The following is a 16,876-nucleotide window of genomic DNA, read 5'->3' as shown; positions in this document are numbered from 1 at the left end:
TCTGGACCCTGTTCAAGTGTAGTGACAGGACTGACGAACAATCCAATCAGGCGTGTCGTCCGGGCAGCCGACGTGCGATACTGCGGGCCGGTCACCGAACGGGCTCCTCGCCCGGAACGCATTAGACTCTTTGCGGCTGTCTGTCCGGCCGCCGATACAGGGAGAACCATGCGCTACATCAATCCGCCGACCACCGACCTCACCTACTCGGACGTCTTCCTCGTGCCGTCCGCGTCCGAAGTCATATCCCGGTTCGACGTCGATCTGTCCTCCGACGACGGAACGGGAACCACGATCCCCCTCGTCGTCTCCAACATGACGGCGGTGACCGGGCGCCGCATGGTGGAGACCGTCGCGCGCCGCGGCGGCATCGGGGTGCTGCCGCAGGATGTGCCGGTCGAGGTCATCGCCGAGGTCACCTCCTGGGTCAAGGACCGCCATCCGATCTTCGAGACCCCGCTGAAGCTCCAGCCCGGTTCGACCGTGATCGATGCGCTGCACCTCATGCACAAGCGCGCACACGGCGCGGTCCTGGTGGTCGATGACGGCGGGACCTGCGTGGGAGTGGTCCACGCGAGCGACTGCGAGGAGGTGGACCGTTTCGCTTCCCTCGAGTCCGTGATGCGCCAGGCCCCGGCGGCCTTCGAGGCCTCCCTGTTCGACGACGATCCCGCCGCCGCGCTGCAGAAGGCCTTCGAGGATCTCGACGGTGCCCGGAGTTCCCTGGCGCCGGTCGTACGGGACGGTGCCCTCCAGGGGGTCATCACGCGCACGGGTGCCCTGCGCTCGACGATCTACGATCCGGCGCTCGATGCTTCCGGCAGGCTCCGCGTAGCCGCCGCCGTCGGTATCAACGGCGACGTCGAGGCGAAGGCCGGGGCGCTGCTGGACGCAGGCGTCGACGTGCTGGTCGTGGACACCGCCCATGGCCACCAGCGAAAGATGCTGGACGCGCTCGCCGTCGTCCGCGGGCTCGATCCGAAGGTCCCGATCGTCGCGGGCAACGTGGTCAGTGCGGACGGGGTACGCGACCTCGTCGCCGCAGGCGCTTCGATCATCAAGGTGGGCGTGGGCCCGGGTGCAATGTGTACCACGCGCATGATGACGGCCGTCGGGCGCCCGCAGTTCTCCGCGGTCCACGAGTGCGCCCAGGCGGCGGCCGAACTCGGCGCCCATGTCTGGGCCGACGGCGGTGTCCGGTACCCGCGCGACGTCGCCCTGGCCCTCGCGGCCGGCGCCAGCCAGGTCATGATCGGCTCGTGGTTCGCCGGCACGTACGAGAGCCCGGGAGACCTGCAGACCGACAGCAACGGTCGCCGGTACAAGGAGAGTTTCGGCATGGCGTCCGCCCGCGCCGTGCAGAACCGTACTCGGCGCGACGACGTGTTCGCGCGCGCCCGGAAGGGACTGTTCGAAGAGGGTATCTCCGCCTCCAAGATGTACCTCGATCCGGCTCGCCCCGGCGTCGAGGACCTGCTGGACCTGATCACCGCCGGGGTGCGCAGTTCGATGACCTACGCGGGCGCTTCGTCGCTGGCTGAGTTCCGCGAGCGTGCGGTGGTCGGTGTGCAGTCGGCAGCCGGCTACGAGGAGGGCAGGCCGGTCCAGCAGAGCTGGTAGGAGCGGTTCGGGCCTGAGCCCGGTGCGCTGTCGGAGTAACCGGCCGAAGATCGTGTCGCGGATGACGCGCCACCCGGTAAACTGGTCTCCTTATGGACAGTCCTTCTAGGGGCCGGCTCGACGCCGGCGTATCCTCCACTCTTGCCCATCCGCTACGCGAATCCGATGCGGGACACCCGGCCGACGCCGGCTCCGACCAGGATGCGGCCGCCCTCCCGGCCGACGCCGCGGACCCCCTCAGACGCGGACCATCGCCGTCCCGCTCCTCGACGGAGGGGATGTAGCGGTGGAATGGATCTACCTGGCCGCCGGCCTGCTCCTCGTCCTGGGGACGGGATTCTTCGTGGCCGTCGAGTTCGCCCTCGTAGCGCTCGACCAGACCTACGTCCAGCGTGCGGTCGACGACGGGGACACCAGGGCGGAACCGCTGCTGCGCTGCCTGAAGTCCCTGTCCACCCAGCTCTCGAGCTGCCAGTTGGGCATCACGATCACGACGCTGCTCACCGGTTACGTCATGGAGCCTTCCGTCGGGCACCTGCTCGAGGCGCCATTGACCTCCCTCGGGCTGTCCGAGGCACTGGTGGCCTCGTCGTCCATCGTCATCGCGATGGCCCTGGCGACCCTCCTGTCGATGCTCATCGGCGAGCTCGTACCCAAGAACCTCTCCATCGCGCTGCCCTTCAGGGTGGGTAGGGCTCTGGCCCGTCCGCAGCTCGTCTTCACAGCCGTGTTCAAGCCGGCCATCATCGTGCTCAACGGCTTCTCGAACCGCATCCTGAACATCTTCGGCCTGGAGGCCAAGGAGGAGATCTCGGGAGCCCGCACGCCGTCCGAGCTGTCATCGCTCGTGCGCCGGTCCGCTGAGATGGGCACGCTCGACCAGGCCACGGCCACGTTCCTCGCGCGGACCTTCAGTTTCTCCGAGCGGACCGCAGCGGACGTCATGACGCCGCGCATCCGGATGGAGGTCATCGATTCGGACCAGACGGTCGCCGACGTGGTGGAAGCCGCCCGTCGCACCGGCTACTCGCGGTTCCCGCTCATCGGCGACTCCGCGGACGATATTCGCGGCGTGGTCCACGTCAAGAAAGCCGTCGCCGTGCCACGCCACAAGCGGGCGGAGCTTCCTGCCGGGACGATCATGACCGACGTCCTGCGCGTGCCCGAGACCGTCCACCTCGACTCCCTCCTCAGCGAGCTCCGCGAAGCCAACCTGCAACTCGCCGTCGTGCTGGACGAGTACGGAGGCACTGCCGGTGTCGCCACGCTCGAGGACCTGGTCGAGGAGATCGTCGGCGAGGTCAAGGACGAGCACGACAAGCTCAAGCCCGGCGTGCTGCAGAGCGCGGCGGGGGACTGGTACTTCCCCGGTCTCATGCGACCGGACGAGGTCACGGTGCAGATCCCGGGCCTCGTGGTTCCGGACGAGGCGGGCTACGAGACCGTCGCCGGCTTCATGCTGGCGGAGCTGGGTCGCGTCGCGGAACCCGGTGACGTCGTCGAGGTCCCGGCGGGAACGCTGACGGTGGAGCGTATGGACGGACGCCGGATCGACCGCCTCCACTTCCGCCCCGCACCGACGGGTCGCGCGGACGGCGGGGACAGCCTTCCCGATGGCGCCGTCGTACCTGAGCACCAGTCGGTGGCCCAGGGATCCCGCCCGCAGCGCGCCGGCCGGCCGGCTTTCGCGGGCAGTACCGCAGTAGGGAAGGACGACCGATGAGTGATTGGGCAGGAATAGCCTGGCTCGTCATCCTGCTGATGGGCAATGCCTTCTTCGTCGCTTCCGAGTTCGCCGTGATGTCCGCGCGCCGGAGCCAGATAGAACCCCTGGCTGACGCGGGTTCCAAGCGCGCCCGGACCACGATCTGGGCGATGGAGCACGTGTCCCTCATGCTCGCCTGCTCACAGCTGGGCATCACGGTCTGCTCGCTCCTGATCCTGCAGGTGGCCGAGCCCGCCATCCATCACCTGTTCGTGGTTCCGTTCGAGGCCGTCGGAGTTCCCGAGGGGTTGGCGGACGGTGTCGCTTTCGCGCTGGCGCTGCTCCTCGTCACCTTCCTGCACGTGACGTTCGGCGAGATGGTGCCGAAGAACATCTCCGTCTCGGTGGCGGACAAGGCCGCGCTTCTTCTGGCACCTCCGCTGGTGATGATCGCGAGGGTCGTCCATCCTGTGATCTCCTCGCTGAACTGGGCCGCGAACCACATCCTGCGCGCGCTGAAGGTGGAGCCGAAGGACGAGGTGTCCTCGACCTACACGCTGGAGGAGGTGCAGTCCATCGTCGAGGAATCCACCAAGAGCGGACTCGTGGACGATGAGTCCGGCCTGATCACGAGCGCACTCGAGTTCTCGGGGCAGACGGCAGAGACCACGATGATCCCGCTGAGCGAGCTCGTGACGGTCCGCGCCGACGCAACGCCCGAGGATTTCGAGCGGGCGGTGGGGCGCACCGGGTTCTCCCGTTTCGTCATGGTGGACGAGCACGGCAACCTCACCGGATACATGCACCTCAAGGACATCATGTCCATGCCGCAGGCGATGTACCGGAAACCCATCACGGAGAACAAGGTGCGGACGCTCGCCAACCTGCCACTGAACGAGGAGATCGAGGACGCCCTCGCCGTGATGCAGCGGACCGGCTCGCACGTGGCACGCGTCCTCGGGCCGGACGGATCGACCCGCGGAGTCCTCTTCCTCGAGGATGTGATCGAACAGCTCATCGGTGAGATCCGGGACGCGACGCAGAATCAGGGAGCCAGGAGGACCGGTGAGGGAGTCAACGGCACGGAGGCGCCGGTCGCCTGATCGTCGACCGGCGACCTGAATGCGAATGATTCGCGTTTACGATAGGCTCGTCTCGCTAACGTAAACAATTCTCAACAGTCTGATCGAGGTCCTCATGCCCGCTTCCCGTCGTCCCGTCGTGACAGCCCTTCTCGCGGTCTCTGCCCTCGGGCTCACCGCCTGTGCTGGTAGTGCGACCGACGCGCGGGCCGAGGGTGCGGGCTCCACCGCCGGGGGGAGTTCGATCTCGATCGTCACGGCCACCAATGTGTACGGGGACATCGCAGCGACCATCGGAGGCGACGACGTCGACGTCACAGCCATCGTGGACAGCCTGAGCCAGGACCCGCACTCGTACGAGGCCACGGTGCAGGACAAGCTGTCAGTGTCCGAGGCGGACCTCGTCATCGCGAACGGGGGCGGCTACGACGCCTTCCTCGGGCATCTGGCCGAGGAGACCGGGGCAGGGACGGTGCTCGACGCCGTCGAACTCTCCGGTCTCGAGGAAACCGCCGAGGGTGAGCCGACGGAGGAGCACGCCGAGGAAGCGGGAGGCCACTCGGGCGAGGACGACGGGCACGGACACGGAGCGCTGAACGAACACGTCTGGTACAGCCTGCCTGCGATGGCAACCCTGGCCGACGCCATCGCCGACGAACTCGGGCGCCTCGACGAGGCCAACGCGGAGGACTACCGGGAACGCGCCGACGCGTTCATCGCGGAACTGGCCCCCCTCGAGGACCGGCTCGCGGCGCTCGCAGCGGACGGCCCGGGCGGACAGGTCGCCGTGACCGAGCCCGTACCCGTCTACCTCCTCGAAGCCGCCGGGCTCGAGAACGTCACCCCGGAGGAGTTCAGCGAGGCAGTCGAGGAGGAGACGGACGTCCCCGTCGCCGCCCTGGACGAGATGAAGACCCTCGTCACCGGTGACACGCTCGCCTTTCTTGCCTACAACGACCAGACCGCGGGATCGCAGACGGAAGCGGTACGCTCAGCCGCCGACGGCGCAGGCCTTCCGGTGCTCGACTTCACCGAGACACTTCCCGACGGCGAGGACTTTGTTTCCTGGATGACGGCCAACACGGATACCATCGAGGCCGCCCTCGAACAGTGAGAGCGGCGGTGGTCCGGTCGGGAACCGGGCGACCGGTCCGGAACCGCGACACAGGACCACGACCCAGCATCATGACGCAGCACCACGACGCACTACGACAGACTGGAACCCGTTCCGCATGACCTCGACGTTGCCCCGGCAGGTCCCCTACCCGCAGGAGGGTAGGGGACAGCCGGCCATCAGCCTTCGCGGCGCGGCGCTGTCCTTCGGGAAGCGCACGCTGTGGAAGGGACTCGACCTCGACATCATGCCCGGAGAGTTCTTCGCCGTCCTGGGTCCCAACGGTTCGGGGAAGACGAGTTTCCTCAAGGTGCTGCTGGGACTGCAGGCCCTCGACTCCGGGACCGCGCGGGTCGACGGCCGGCCCATCGCCCGTGGCAGCAGGACCCTCGGCTACATCCCGCAGCAGAAGTCCTTTCCGCCCGAGACACCCCTTCGGGCGCGTGACCTGGTGGGTCTTGGTGTCGACGGGCACCGGTGGGGGTTGCGGATGCGGAGCAGGGCCTACAACGAGCGCGTCGACGGCCTCCTGCGCGACGTCGGCGCCGAGTCCTACGCGGATGCACCCGTCGGGCTCCTCTCCGGCGGCGAACAGCAGCGCCTGCGAGCCGCACAGGCACTCGCCACCGATCCCACCGTGCTCCTGTGCGACGAGCCACTGCTCTCCCTGGATCTCCATCACCAGCAGGCGGTGAGCTCGCTCATCAACCGCCAGTGCCATGAGAAGAACAGCGCCGTCGTCTTCGTGACCCACGAGATCAACCCCGTCATCGAGTACGTGGACCGCGTCCTGTACCTGGCCGACGGTGAGTTCCGCGTCGGGACCCCGGAGGACGTCATGACGAGCGAGGTGCTCTCGGACCTGTACAGGAGTCCGGTCGAGGTCCTGCACAGCAACGGCCGCATCGTCGTCGTGGGATTGCCGGATGACACCACGCACCACCACGAGAGCGCCTAGACCATGAACTTCCAGGAGATCCTCAGCGCCATCTTCACGTTCGACAACTATGCGCAGCTCCTGCCCCTCGTACGGAACTCGCTGATCGCCGGAGCCGTGCTCGGGCTGCTGGGCGGATTGATCGGGACCTTCGTCATGATGCGGGATCTGGCCTTCGCGGTGCATGGCATCGCAGAGCTCTCCTTCGCAGGCGCGGCCTTCGCCCTCCTCATCGGCGCCAACGTCGTGGCCGGGTCCCTCGTGGGGTCTGTCCTGGCGGCACTCGTCCTCGGGGTCATGGGGATCCGGGCGCGGGACCGGAACTCCGTCATCGGCGTCGTCATGCCCTTCGGCCTCGGGTTGGGGATTCTCTTCCTCGCCCTCTACGAGGGGCGAGCCGCCAACAAGTTCGGCCTCCTCACCGGGCAGATCGTCTCGGTCGACGATGTGCAGCTGAACCTTCTCGCCGGATGTGCCGTCGTCGTGATGATCGCGCTCGCGGCGATCTGGCGTCCGCTCACCTTCGCGAGTGCTGACGCCGATCTGGCGGAGGCGCGCGGTGTTCCTGTCCGGGGGCTCTCGATCCTCTTCATGGTGCTGCTCGGGGTCTCGGTGGCGCTGTCCATCCAGGTGGTCGGTGCCCTGCTGGTGCTGGCACTGCTCATCACGCCGGCCGCGGCGGCACTGAAGGTCACCTCGGCGCCGGGGTTCGTGGTGCTGCTGAGCGTGGTCTTCGCCTGCACGTCGGTGGTCGGAGGGATCCTGCTGGCGCTGGGTGGACGGATCCCCGTCAGTCCCTATGTCACGACGATCTCGTTCGCCATCTATCTCGCGTGCCGCCTGATCGGGTCGCGCCGCTCACGGCGACGGTCGCGTCGAGTGGACGCCGTCGGACAACCGGACCTCCGCGTCGCTGGATCGTCCGCCTAGGGTTCGCCCCGAAACCCGCCTGGAAACCAGTCGGGGAACCCGGCCGGAAGCACGGGTGCGTCAGGGATCGGGCGTGCGATCGGGCTGGCCGACGGCATCTGCGATGGCCTGCTCCATGCTCCGGAGGAAGCGCGTGACCGTCTCGGTCTCTTCGCTCGTCAGGCCGTCGGCAGCGGCGAGGACGCCGCGCTTCTCGATATCGAAGGCGGAGCGGAACTCGTCCGTGGCCTTGTCCCCGGGTTCGAGGATCACGGCCCGACGATCCACCGGGTGCCGGCGCCGTCGGATGAAGTCCGCCTTCTCGAGCCTGTCGATGACGAGGGTGGTCGAGGCGCTGGAGATGCCGAGGGCCAGGGCGAGGTCCTTCGGGCTGGCGCCCTGGTCCCGCTGCCACACCGTGAGAAGGTAGCGCAAGGCTCCGAGGTCCGTCTCGTTGATGTTGAGCCGCTGGCTGAGGCGACGGCGCAGGTCACTCTCCACGTTGCGGTAGGCCCTCAGGGCGTTCAGGACATCGACGCCGGTAGCGGCGTCATCAGCGGTGCCTTCTCCCGACGGCGGGTACCAGTACCCTGCTCCCTGCCGCGCGTCCGAAGGCTTCATGCTCACAGTTTAGACCATCTAGTAGTCAAGCTCTCTAGGTAATCGCTATGGCTCTTCCGCCACGTGGGTGGTTCTTCAGGTGCCCGGTGGTGCCGGCGTGACGTGCGGCAGCTCCAGGGCGGACATGGCCTGCCCGAGCCTGCCGAGGAATCCGTTGACCGTGGTGCAGTCCTCCGACGGAAGGGCGGCGGCAACGGCCATCATCCGCTCATGCATCACGCCCATGGTGGACCGTACCTCCTCGTCCGACGCGGCCGTCGGCCAGATCTCGATGGCACGGCCGTCCGTCGTGCTGCGGCGACGCTCGGCGTGGCCACTCTTCTCCAGCCGGTCGATGAGGACCGTTGTCGCGGCCGAGGAGATCCCGAGCCCCCTGGCGAGTGCCGCGGCACTCAGGGGGCGCCCCGCCTGCCCTGCCCGGAGCATGAGGCGGAGCGCCGCCATATCCGTTCGACCGAGGTGCATCGAGTCCCTGCTCTGGCCGCGCATGAAACGCTCCGCGTTCCTGTAGCGCCGGACGGCTTCCACGAGGTCGGCGAGGTGGTCCGCGCGGTCGGAGTCAGCACCGGGACCGGCACCGGTGCGGGTCCCGCTGGAATTGGAACAGTCAGGAGACGTCACGTGACGAGCTTAATCCAATGGACCGCAAACGTCTGCCGGTGGAACAGCGATCCCCCGGTCCGTGCCGCCGGGATTACGATGGTGCCTGATTCCGTCACGGCCGAGGATCATGCGCCGTCCCGGAACCGGAGAACGGGCCCGGGCGGCGGGTGAAGTCCGCGACGATCAGGACGCGACGGTGGATGCCCTGCAGTCCGGACACAGCCCGTAGATCTCGACGGTGTGGGCGGCGTCGGTGAATCCGTGTTCCGCCGCGATGCGGACGGCCCACTGCTCTACGGCGGGTGCCTCGATCTCCACGGCCCTCCCGCAGTTCCTGCACAGCAGGTGGTGATGGTGGTGCTCGACGGCGCAGCGGCGATAGACGGCCTCGTTGTCGCCGTTCCGCAGGACGTCGACCAGTCCGTCATCGGCCATCGACTGCAGGATCCGGTAGGTGGTTGCGAGCGAGACGGACTCGCCGCGGTCGTGGAGGACGCGGTGGAGTTCCTGTGTGCTGACGAAGTCGTCCAGTTCGTCGAGCGCCGCACTGACGGCACGCCGCTGGCGGGTCACGCGCTGCTCCGGCCCCTTGCGGGCAGCCGGTCCCGTCTCCGAACCGGAACCTTCTGCCGGACCCGGCCCTGCCGTCGCTGCCGTCGCCGCTGCCGTCGTCGCCGCTGGCTCGGATGTCGCCTCAGGCGTCATGTCATACCCTTTCCGCGGGCACTCGGGTGCCCTGGACCAGAGTCAAGATTATCAGCGCCGCCGCGAGTAGTCTGAGCCCATGTTGCTGACCAAGTACTCCCATTCCTGCGTGCGCATCGAGCAGGGTGGGTCCGTGCTCGTCATCGACCCGGGGACGTTCTCGGAGGTCGAGGAGGCACTCGCCGGCGCCGGAGTCGTCCTGGTCACGCACGAGCACCCTGATCACATCGCCGTCGACCGCGTCGTCGCCGTGCTGCAGGCGAATCCCGGCATCGAGCTGTGGTCCCCTCGTGGCGTCGTCGACACCGTCGGCGCGGCCCTCGGTGGTGGCGCTGCGCATCGCCTCCACGCGGTGTCCGGCGGCGAGGAGTTCACCGTCGCCGGTTTCGCCGTGCGGACGTTCGGCGGACAGCACGCGCTGATCCACGCGCTGATCCCGATGATCGCCAATGTGGGCTTCCTGATCGACGGTTCGGTCTACCACCCGGGTGACTCGCTCATCGTCCCGGACGGCATCGACGTCGGGACTCTCCTCGTCCCCGTGCATGCGCCGTGGTCGAAGCTGGCGGAGGTGGTCGATTTCGTGACGTCCGTCCGCGCTCCCCGCGCTTTTCAGATCCACGACGGATTGCTCAACGAGACGGGTCTCGGGATGGTCGAGGGACACCTCACCCGGCTGGGCGCACGGTACGGCACGGATTTCAGGCATCTCGCGACGCGTGAGAGCGTCGAGGTCTGACGGGAACGTCCCTCCTCGGGGCCGCGGTGCGGAGGTGGGTGGGGCTCGGGCCCGATGACGGTCGTGCTTCCCGTGGTCAACGAGCGGTGCGGAGCGTGGCCTTCTTGGAGGGTAGGCGGCTGTGTGGTGGACTGACCTGCATCAGGACCGGACGCGGTGACCACCGCGTTCCGGTCGCTCATTCCGACAGGAGATCTCGATGAAGACTCTGATGGATGTGCAGGAACTGCAGGATCGGATGACCTCCGGTGCGCAGACGATCCTGCTCGATGTGCGCTGGTCCCTGGGCGACCCCTACGGCCACGAGCACTACCGCGCGGCCCACATACCCGGTGCCGTGTACGTGGACATGGAGACGCAGCTGTGTGCGACCGGCGGACCGGGGCTCGGGCGCCATCCGCTGCCGGACCCGGACGCCCTGCAGGAAGCGGCGCGCCAGTGGGGGCTCAACGACGGCGACACCGTGGTCGCCTACGACGACTCGGGCAACCTCGCCGCCGCCCGCCTCTGGTGGCTGCTGCGCAACGCCGGGTTCGCGTCGGTCAGTCTCCTCGACGGAGGTCTGACGGCGTGGCGCGCCGCGGGGCTCCCCGTCGAGGGCGGGGAGGAGCGGCATTGCGTGGGCAACGTCCATCTGGCCAGCGGGCAGATGCCGGTGATCTCCATCCCCGAGCTCCTGGAATGCTCGACGGTGGACGTGCTCCTCGATGCCCGGGCCGGTGAACGCTTCCGCGGCGAGCAGGAGCCGATCGACCCGAAGGCCGGCCACATACCCGGTGCCGTGAGTGCGCCGACGGCCGAGAACCTGAGGGAGGACCGGCGCTTCAGGCCCGCCGCCGAGCTCCGCCGCCGCTTCAGCGAGGTCGGCGCGGACCGGGGCCGGGTGGCCGTGTACTGCGGATCCGGCATCACGGCTGCACATGAGATCGCGGCCCTCGACATCGCGGGCATCGACGCCTCGCTGTTCCCGGGTTCGTGGTCCCAGTGGTCGACGACGGACGGCCTGCCGGTGGCGACCGGAGCCTGACCGGAGTAGGCGTGGCCCGTGCGCACCGTGGTGGCGGGCGGCCCGGCGATCCTGCAGCGGGCGCGGTGCTGGCCCGCTGCAGGAGGGCGCGGTAGCGTCGGAGCATGAACCCGGGACGCCCCCTGCCACCACCCCTGCGCGGGCAGGTCCGGCTACCGGGCAGCCCTGGTGGCAGCGTCCCTCCCGCACCGACCCCAGGAGTTCCCATGACCACGCTCTTCACGAAGATCATCAACGGAGAGGTGCCGGGGCGTTTCGTGTGGCGGGACGACGACGTGGTCGCCTTCCTGACGATCGCCCCGATCACGCCGGGTCACACGCTCGTCGTACCCAGGCGCGAGATCGAGCACTGGCTCGAAGCAGACCCGGAGATGCTCTCGAAGGTCATGTCCGTTGCACAGACCATCGGGCGCGCCCAGGAGGAGGCCTTCGGCGCGAAGCGCGTCGGCGTCCTGTTCGAGGGCTACGAGGTACCCCACTTCCACGTCCACGTCTGGCCCACCCGGTCACCGGCGGACTTCGACCTGAAGCGCGTCGACCACGCTCCTGATCCCGCGGACATGGAGCGCACGGCCCAGACTCTCCGCGGCGCCCTGCGCGATGCCGGCCACGGAACATGCGTGCCGGACTGAGGGGGTCTTGCCGCGCAGGAGCGCCCGGCGTCCACGGGCCGAGTGCTAGCGCGCCGAGGCCATGGCCTCGGTGAGCGCCGACCTGACGCGCTTCTCCGACACCGAGTACGCGGTGCCCAGGTCCTGCGCGAAGAGGCTCACGCGCAGTTCCTCGATCATCCAACGGACGCGGGTCAGGGCTTCGGGGCGGTGCCGGCCGGCTGCGAGGGACGCAACGGCGTCGTCGTACTCGTCCTCGAGCCGTTGGATCGCTGCCGTGCCGACGCCGTCGCGCTGGACGTTCGTGGGTAGCTTCTCGAGCCTGACCTCGATGGCCCGCAGGTACCGGGGGAGGGACGCCAGCTGGTAGTAACCCGTCGCCGCGACGAAGCCCGGGTACACCAGGTGCTCCAGCTGGCTGCGGATGTCGTTCAGGGCCGTGATCAGGGCGAGACTCGTGGTGCCCTTCAGCTGCTTTTGGATGCGACGCGTGCTCGCGAGGATCTTCTCCACCGTCGCGGTCACCGTGAACACGGTGTCGATCAGCTCGGCACGGACCTCCTCGTACAGCCTGTTGAAGGCTTCCTCGGTCCACGGCAGGTCCTGGGGCACGAGCTTGTCGATCGCCGCGAGCGAGCAGTCGCGGATGAGCTCGGCGACGCTGCCGTGCGGGTTCTGGCTGAAGGTGAGCTTCTCGGTGTTGCTGAGATGTTCCAGCACGTACTTCGCCGGGCTGGGTATGCGCAGCGACAGGAGCCGGATGATCCCGGCCCGCATGACCGTGGCCTGTTCGCCCGCTGTCGGGAAGACCCTGAGGCCGACCGAGACGCCCTCGTCGACGACGGCGGGGAAGCCCGTCACGCGGTGCCCTGCGACCGTGCGTGACACCTCTCGGTCGATCGTGCCGAAGACCCAGGCCTGCTCGCCGGTGCGTTCGGCTACCGCGGGAGCCTCCGCGACGGCTACGCCTCCTCGGGTCGCGGAACCGGCGGACGGGGATGTACCCGCCCGATCGCCCGACGGCGCGGTCTCGCTCGCGGCACCCCGTCCCGATCCTCGCGAGGAGGAATGGCGGGCATCGTCGCGTCCAGCGGGGCCGGTGCCGCCGGAAGCGCTGCCACTACCGCGGCCGCCGCGTCCCGGACCACCCGATGGCCGGGTGCTGCCGGGGGTCGCTCCCAGGGATTGCGCGATCGCACGGCTGACGGCGGGAGCCAGGGATTCCTTGAGCGATTCGAGGTCCCGGGACTCGTCGAGCACGCGTCCTTCGGCGTCGACGATGCGGAACATCATGAGCAGGTGCGCCGGAACCGCCGACCAGTTCCAGGATCCGGGCGGGACGATGTGGCCCCGCAAGCGGCGCAGGGCGAGCTCGAGCGACGCTTCGAGATCATCCTGCTCGGGGTCGAAGTCCGCGGCGAGGGCGGCGACGGCGGTCCGCGCGACATCGGGAGCCGGCACGAAGTTCTTCCGCACCTGCTTCGGCAGGGACTTGATGAGGGCCGTCACCAGCTCCACCCGCTGGCCCGGGATTTGCCAGCGGAAGGGCTTCGGAGCGAGCTGGTTGAGGAACAGCACCGGAATGGTGACGGTGACGCCGTCATGGGCTCCCGGCGTGAGGGGCGAGAACTCGTAGGTGAGCGGCAGCTCGAAGCCTGCCTGCCGCCACGTGCTCGGGAAAGCGGTCTCGTCGAGCTCCGCGGCGTCCTCGCTGAGCAGCTGCTCCGGGTCGAAGTCGAGCAGGTCGGGGTGCTCGTGCCGGGCTTGTTTCCACCACGAGTCGAAGTGCCGCTCCGAGACGACCTCGGCGCCGATCCGCTGGTCGTAGAACTCGAAGAGCGTTTCGTCGTCCACCCGCAGGTCCCGCCGCCGGAGCCGGTTCTCGAGCTCCTCCACTTCGGCCAGCCGCGCCTGGTTGCGGCTGAAGAAGGTGTGGTGCGTCTTCCAGTCGCCCTCCACGAGGGCATGGCGGATGAACAGTTCGCGGGCGACCTCACGGTCCACGCGTCCGTAATTGATGCGGCGCTGCGGGACGATCGGCACGCCGTACAGCGTGACCTTCTCGTACGCCATGACCGAGCCCATCTTCCGTGACCAGTGGGGTTCGCTGTAGGAGCGCTTGACGAGGTGCGGCGCCACCTGTTCTGCCCAGAGGGGATCGATGCGCGCGACGACGCGCGCCCAGAGGCGTGAGGTCTCCACGAGTTCGGCGGCCATCACCCAGTCGGGGGACTTCTTGAAGAGCGCCGATCCGGGGAAGACGGCGAAGCGCGTCCCGCGGGCGCCCGAGTACTCACGCTTCCGCTGGTCGTACAGGCCGATGTTGCCGAGCAGGCCCGCCAACAGACTGATGTGGATCTGCTCGTGCAGTCCCACGGGATCCACGGGCCCGGCCGGCAGGGTGATGCCGAGCGGCTTCGCGAGCTGGCGCAGCTGCTGGAACAGGTCCTGCCACTCCCGCACGCGCAGGTAGTTGATGAACTCGGCACGGCACATCTTCCGGAACTGTGTCGAGGACAGCTCGTCCTGCTTCTCCTCCAGGTACCGCCACAGGTTGAGGTAGGCCGTGAAGTCCGAATTCTCATCCACGAAGCGCTTGTGCTTCTCCGCGGCCTGCTGCTGCTTCGCCGGCTGGTCCGCGGACGGCCGCTCGCGCGGGTCCTGGATGGTCAGGGCCGCGGCGAGGACCATGACCTCCTTGACGGAACCCCGCGCCCCGGCCTCGACGATCATGCGGCCGAGGCGGGGGTCCACCGGAAGCTGCGCGAGTTTGCGTCCGACGGCGGACAATCCGCCGTCGTCCTTCAGCGCGCCGAGTTCACGCAGGAGTGCGACACCGTCATTGATCGCCTTCGTCTCGGGAGGTTCGACGAAGGGGAACTCGGCGATGTCCTTCGGGCTTCGTGTGACGCCCATCGCCGCCATCTGCAGGATGACCGCGGCGAGGCTGGTACGCAGGATCTCCGGCTCGGTGAACGGGCGGCGCGACGCGTAGTCCTCCTCGGAGTAGAGGCGGATGGCGATTCCGTCCGAGACACGCCCGCTGCGTCCCGCGCGCTGGTTCGCGGACGCCTGGGAGACGCGCTCGATGGGCAGTCGCTGCACCTTGGTGCGGTGGGAGTAGCGGGAGATCCGGGCGGTGCCCGTATCGATCACGTACTTGATGCCGGGCACCGTCAGCGAGGTCTCGGCGACGTTCGTCGCGAGCACGATCCTGCGGTGGCTGCCGGTCGGACGGAAGACACGGTGTTGCTCCTCGAGCGAGAGGCGCGCGAACAGCGGAAGGACCTCGGTGCCGCGCAGGCGCGTGGTCGACTGGATCCTGGCCCGGAGGGCGTCGGCGGCATCCCGGATCTCGCGCTCGCCGGAGAAGAACACGAGAATGTCTCCGGGCGCTTCCATCGACAGTTCGTCGACGGCATCGCACACGGCGTCGAGCGGATCCCGCTCCTCCTCGAGCTCGCTGTCCGCGCCACCGTCGCCGTCGTCGAGCCCGCCCGGCGGCTGGTCGAGGGGCCGGTATCGGATCTCGACGGGGTAGGTGCGGCCGGAGACCTCGATGATCGGTGCGGGAGAGGTGTTCTCGACGGCGGCATCGGCTGCGAAATGAGCGGCGAACCGCTCGGGGTCGATCGTGGCCGAGGTGATGATGACCTTGAGGTCCGGCCGCTCGGGCAGGATCCGCCGGAGGTAGCCGAGGATGAAGTCGATGTTGAGGCTGCGCTCGTGGGCCTCGTCGATGATGATCGTGCTGTACTTGCGCAGCATCCTGTCGTGCTGGATCTCGGCCAGCAGGATGCCGTCCGTCATGAGCTTGATCCTGGTCTTGCGGCCCACCGACCCGGTGAAGCGGACCTGGTAGCCCACCTCCTCGCCGAGCGGCACCTGCAGTTCCTCCGCGATACGCTCGGCGACCGTGCGGGCTGCGAGGCGGCGCGGCTGGGTGTGGCCGATCAGTCCGTTCTCCGCCAGCCCGAGTTCGAGGCACATCTTGGGGATCTGTGTCGTCTTACCGGAGCCGGTCTCCCCGGCGATGATGGTGACCTGGTTGGCCGCGATGGCGGCCATGATGTCTGCCCGGCGTTCCGAGACAGGGAGGTCCGCGGGGTAGGAGATTGTCAGTGCCATAGTTGCCTGCCAGTCTAGTTGCTCGCATGGAGCCGCAGGCCGGCGTTCACCGGGGGCTGTGCTCCGTCTCCGGCGCGTCCTCCGGTGGCCCCGCCGATCGCCGCAACCGATCTGCGACGACGACGGCGCGCTCGCGCATCTCCGCCGGTTCGAGGACTTCGAAATCGAGGTCCCAGCTTGCAAGGTAGGCCAGCGGGAAGTCGAGGGAGTCGAAGCCGGCCCGCAGCAGCGTGTACTCCTCGCCGTCCGCCTCGAGCGTGCCCGTGTTCGACGGGACGCGCGCCTCCAGCTCGCTCAGCGGTGCGTGGAAGCGGATGACGGCATCGTAGGAGTAGGGCGAGCGCGTGATGGACTCCTGCACGTACGCAGCGAGGTCGGCGGCGGGCAGGGGGCGCGCGACGAAGCGGTCCCTCGCCACCGGTACGCTCTGGCACCGGTCCACGCGGAAGGTCCTCCAGTCCTCGCGGGAGCGGTCGAAGGCCACGAGGTACCAGCGCCTCCCCGTGTCCACGAGGCGATACGGCTCGACGATGCGGCGGGAGGACTCGCCGTCGTGGCGGTCATAGCGGAAGGCGACGCAGCGACGCTCCGTGATCGCGGCGGAGAGGGCGGTGAGCACCTCGGGGCTCACCGGCGTGCTGATGGCGGCCATGCGGGTCACCGCGGAGCGCAGCCCCGAGAAGCGCGGTCTGAGCCGTGGCGGAAGGACCTGCTCGAGCTTCGTGAGGGCCCGGACGGACGCCTCACCGACTCCCGAGACGGGACTCGCCGTGACCGCGGTCAGGCCGATGGCGACGGCCAGCGCCTCGTCGTCGTCGAGCAGGAGGGGCGGTAGCTGTGCACCCGCTCCGAGCTGGTAGCCGCCGGCGACTCCCGGCGAGGCGTTGATGGGGTAGCCGAGGGTGCGCAACTTGCCGATGTCGCGGCGGACGGTCCGCTCGGTGACGTCCATGCGCTGGGCCAGGGCCGGGCCGGTCCATTCGCGCCGCAGCTGCAGGAGCGAGAGGAGCTGCAGCAGGCGTGCCGAGGTCTCGATCATGCTTCAACGGTACGACGTCGCGCGGTCAGGACCTGT

General features: G+C 68.6%; 15 protein-coding genes. 10 read left to right on the top strand and 5 right to left on the bottom strand.

The genetic code is table 11. From position 1 onward, the window contains the following. The first annotated feature begins 168 nt into the window (after positions 1–168). The 7 genes from guaB1 to D6T63_RS05440 all read left to right on the top strand — a co-directional run bounded on the left by guaB1 (position 169) and on the right by D6T63_RS05440 (position 7,388). The gene (gene guaB1, locus D6T63_RS05465; RefSeq protein WP_120147992.1) at positions 169–1,620 is read left to right on the top strand and encodes a GMP reductase; all 1,452 of its coding nucleotides are present in this window, start codon (positions 169–171) and stop codon (positions 1,618–1,620) included. Between the two features lie 92 nt (positions 1,621–1,712). After that, complete coding sequence (locus D6T63_RS18865; protein ID WP_147394303.1) at positions 1,713–1,904, top strand: hypothetical protein; 192 nt, start codon at positions 1,713–1,715, stop codon at positions 1,902–1,904. Positions 1,905–1,906: 2 nt separating this feature from the next. Further along, positions 1,907–3,343, top strand: coding sequence for a hemolysin family protein (locus D6T63_RS05460; protein ID WP_120147991.1), 1,437 nt, complete (start codon positions 1,907–1,909; stop codon positions 3,341–3,343). Then, a complete protein-coding gene (locus tag D6T63_RS05455) occupies positions 3,340–4,428 on the top strand; it encodes a hemolysin family protein (RefSeq protein WP_120147990.1) in 1,089 nt (362 codons plus the stop codon). Before D6T63_RS05460 ends, D6T63_RS05455 begins: the two co-directional genes overlap by 4 nt. Before the next feature lie 94 nt (positions 4,429–4,522). Further along, a complete protein-coding gene (locus tag D6T63_RS05450) occupies positions 4,523–5,521 on the top strand; it encodes a metal ABC transporter solute-binding protein, Zn/Mn family (RefSeq protein WP_120147989.1) in 999 nt (332 codons plus the stop codon). Between the two features lie 118 nt (positions 5,522–5,639). Continuing rightward, positions 5,640–6,479 (top strand): metal ABC transporter ATP-binding protein, encoded by an 840-nt coding sequence (locus tag D6T63_RS05445; protein WP_182976878.1) that lies wholly within the window; start codon positions 5,640–5,642, stop codon positions 6,477–6,479. A gap of 3 nt (positions 6,480–6,482) precedes the next feature. Next, positions 6,483–7,388 carry a metal ABC transporter permease gene (locus tag D6T63_RS05440; RefSeq protein ID WP_120147988.1) on the top strand — a complete coding sequence of 302 codons (906 nt, stop codon included), beginning with the start codon at positions 6,483–6,485 and terminating at the stop codon, positions 7,386–7,388. A gap of 60 nt (positions 7,389–7,448) precedes the next feature. Here D6T63_RS05440 and D6T63_RS05435 read toward each other — a convergent pair whose 3' ends face one another. The 3 genes from D6T63_RS05435 to D6T63_RS05425 all read right to left on the bottom strand — a co-directional run bounded on the left by D6T63_RS05435 (position 7,449) and on the right by D6T63_RS05425 (position 9,296). After that, positions 7,449–7,988 carry a MarR family winged helix-turn-helix transcriptional regulator gene (locus tag D6T63_RS05435; protein ID WP_120147987.1) on the bottom strand — a complete coding sequence of 180 codons (540 nt, stop codon included), beginning with the start codon at positions 7,986–7,988 and terminating at the stop codon, positions 7,449–7,451. A gap of 75 nt (positions 7,989–8,063) precedes the next feature. Beyond that, positions 8,064–8,609 (bottom strand): MarR family winged helix-turn-helix transcriptional regulator, encoded by a 546-nt coding sequence (locus tag D6T63_RS05430; RefSeq protein ID WP_120147986.1) that lies wholly within the window; start codon positions 8,607–8,609, stop codon positions 8,064–8,066. Positions 8,610–8,774: 165 nt separating this feature from the next. Further along, positions 8,775–9,296, bottom strand: a complete 522-nt coding sequence (locus D6T63_RS05425) for a Fur family transcriptional regulator (protein ID WP_120147985.1) — start codon at positions 9,294–9,296, stop codon at positions 8,775–8,777. Between the two features lie 79 nt (positions 9,297–9,375). Here D6T63_RS05425 and D6T63_RS05420 point away from each other — a divergent pair, with 79 nt between their 5' ends. From D6T63_RS05420 to D6T63_RS05410, 3 genes are all read left to right on the top strand, one after another. Next, on the top strand, positions 9,376–10,035 hold the full coding sequence (locus D6T63_RS05420; RefSeq protein ID WP_120147984.1) for an MBL fold metallo-hydrolase: 660 nt from the start codon (positions 9,376–9,378) through the stop codon (positions 10,033–10,035). Between the two features lie 199 nt (positions 10,036–10,234). After that, a complete protein-coding gene (locus D6T63_RS05415; RefSeq protein WP_120147983.1) occupies positions 10,235–11,062 on the top strand; it encodes a sulfurtransferase in 828 nt (275 codons plus the stop codon). A gap of 206 nt (positions 11,063–11,268) precedes the next feature. Beyond that, positions 11,269–11,694 carry an HIT family protein gene (locus tag D6T63_RS05410; RefSeq protein WP_120147982.1) on the top strand — a complete coding sequence of 142 codons (426 nt, stop codon included), beginning with the start codon at positions 11,269–11,271 and terminating at the stop codon, positions 11,692–11,694. A gap of 45 nt (positions 11,695–11,739) precedes the next feature. On the opposite strand, the gene hrpA is transcribed toward D6T63_RS05410, so the two are convergent. Both hrpA and D6T63_RS05400 read right to left on the bottom strand, forming a co-directional pair. Further along, the gene (hrpA, locus tag D6T63_RS05405; RefSeq protein ID WP_120147981.1) at positions 11,740–15,801 is read right to left on the bottom strand and encodes an ATP-dependent RNA helicase HrpA; all 4,062 of its coding nucleotides are present in this window, start codon (positions 15,799–15,801) and stop codon (positions 11,740–11,742) included. 46 nt (positions 15,802–15,847) lie between these two features. Further along, the gene (locus tag D6T63_RS05400; protein WP_120147980.1) at positions 15,848–16,840 is read right to left on the bottom strand and encodes a helix-turn-helix transcriptional regulator; all 993 of its coding nucleotides are present in this window, start codon (positions 16,838–16,840) and stop codon (positions 15,848–15,850) included. Positions 16,841–16,876 lie beyond the last annotated feature (36 nt).

Source organism: Arthrobacter cheniae, from assembly GCF_003602275.1.
Taxonomy (GTDB): Bacteria; Actinomycetota; Actinomycetes; order Actinomycetales; family Micrococcaceae; genus Arthrobacter_D; species Arthrobacter_D cheniae.
The sequence above is the reverse complement of the archived record's forward strand: the minus strand, read 5'-3'. Positions and strand labels throughout refer to the sequence as shown.

What these genes read in the sequence shown, in the direction of transcription:
- guaB1 (WP_120147992.1), top strand. Translation starts at nt 169, where the DNA reads ATGCGCTACATCAATCCGCCGACCACCGACCTCACCTACTCGGACGTC.
- D6T63_RS18865 (WP_147394303.1), top strand. Translation starts at nt 1,713, where the DNA reads ATGGACAGTCCTTCTAGGGGCCGGCTCGACGCCGGCGTATCCTCCACT.
- D6T63_RS05455 (WP_120147990.1), top strand. Translation starts at nt 3,340, where the DNA reads ATGAGTGATTGGGCAGGAATAGCCTGGCTCGTCATCCTGCTGATGGGC.
- D6T63_RS05450 (WP_120147989.1), top strand. Translation starts at nt 4,523, where the DNA reads ATGCCCGCTTCCCGTCGTCCCGTCGTGACAGCCCTTCTCGCGGTCTCT.
- D6T63_RS05445 (WP_182976878.1), top strand. Translation starts at nt 5,640, where the DNA reads ATGACCTCGACGTTGCCCCGGCAGGTCCCCTACCCGCAGGAGGGTAGG.
- D6T63_RS05440 (WP_120147988.1), top strand. Translation starts at nt 6,483, where the DNA reads ATGAACTTCCAGGAGATCCTCAGCGCCATCTTCACGTTCGACAACTAT.
- D6T63_RS05435 (WP_120147987.1), bottom strand. Translation starts at nt 7,988, where the DNA reads ATGAAGCCTTCGGACGCGCGGCAGGGAGCAGGGTACTGGTACCCGCCG.
- D6T63_RS05425 (WP_120147985.1), bottom strand. Translation starts at nt 9,296, where the DNA reads ATGACGCCTGAGGCGACATCCGAGCCAGCGGCGACGACGGCAGCGGCG.
- D6T63_RS05420 (WP_120147984.1), top strand. Translation starts at nt 9,376, where the DNA reads ATGTTGCTGACCAAGTACTCCCATTCCTGCGTGCGCATCGAGCAGGGT.
- D6T63_RS05415 (WP_120147983.1), top strand. Translation starts at nt 10,235, where the DNA reads ATGAAGACTCTGATGGATGTGCAGGAACTGCAGGATCGGATGACCTCC.
- D6T63_RS05410 (WP_120147982.1), top strand. Translation starts at nt 11,269, where the DNA reads ATGACCACGCTCTTCACGAAGATCATCAACGGAGAGGTGCCGGGGCGT.
- hrpA (WP_120147981.1), bottom strand. Translation starts at nt 15,801, where the DNA reads ATGGCACTGACAATCTCCTACCCCGCGGACCTCCCTGTCTCGGAACGC.
- D6T63_RS05400 (WP_120147980.1), bottom strand. Translation starts at nt 16,840, where the DNA reads ATGATCGAGACCTCGGCACGCCTGCTGCAGCTCCTCTCGCTCCTGCAG.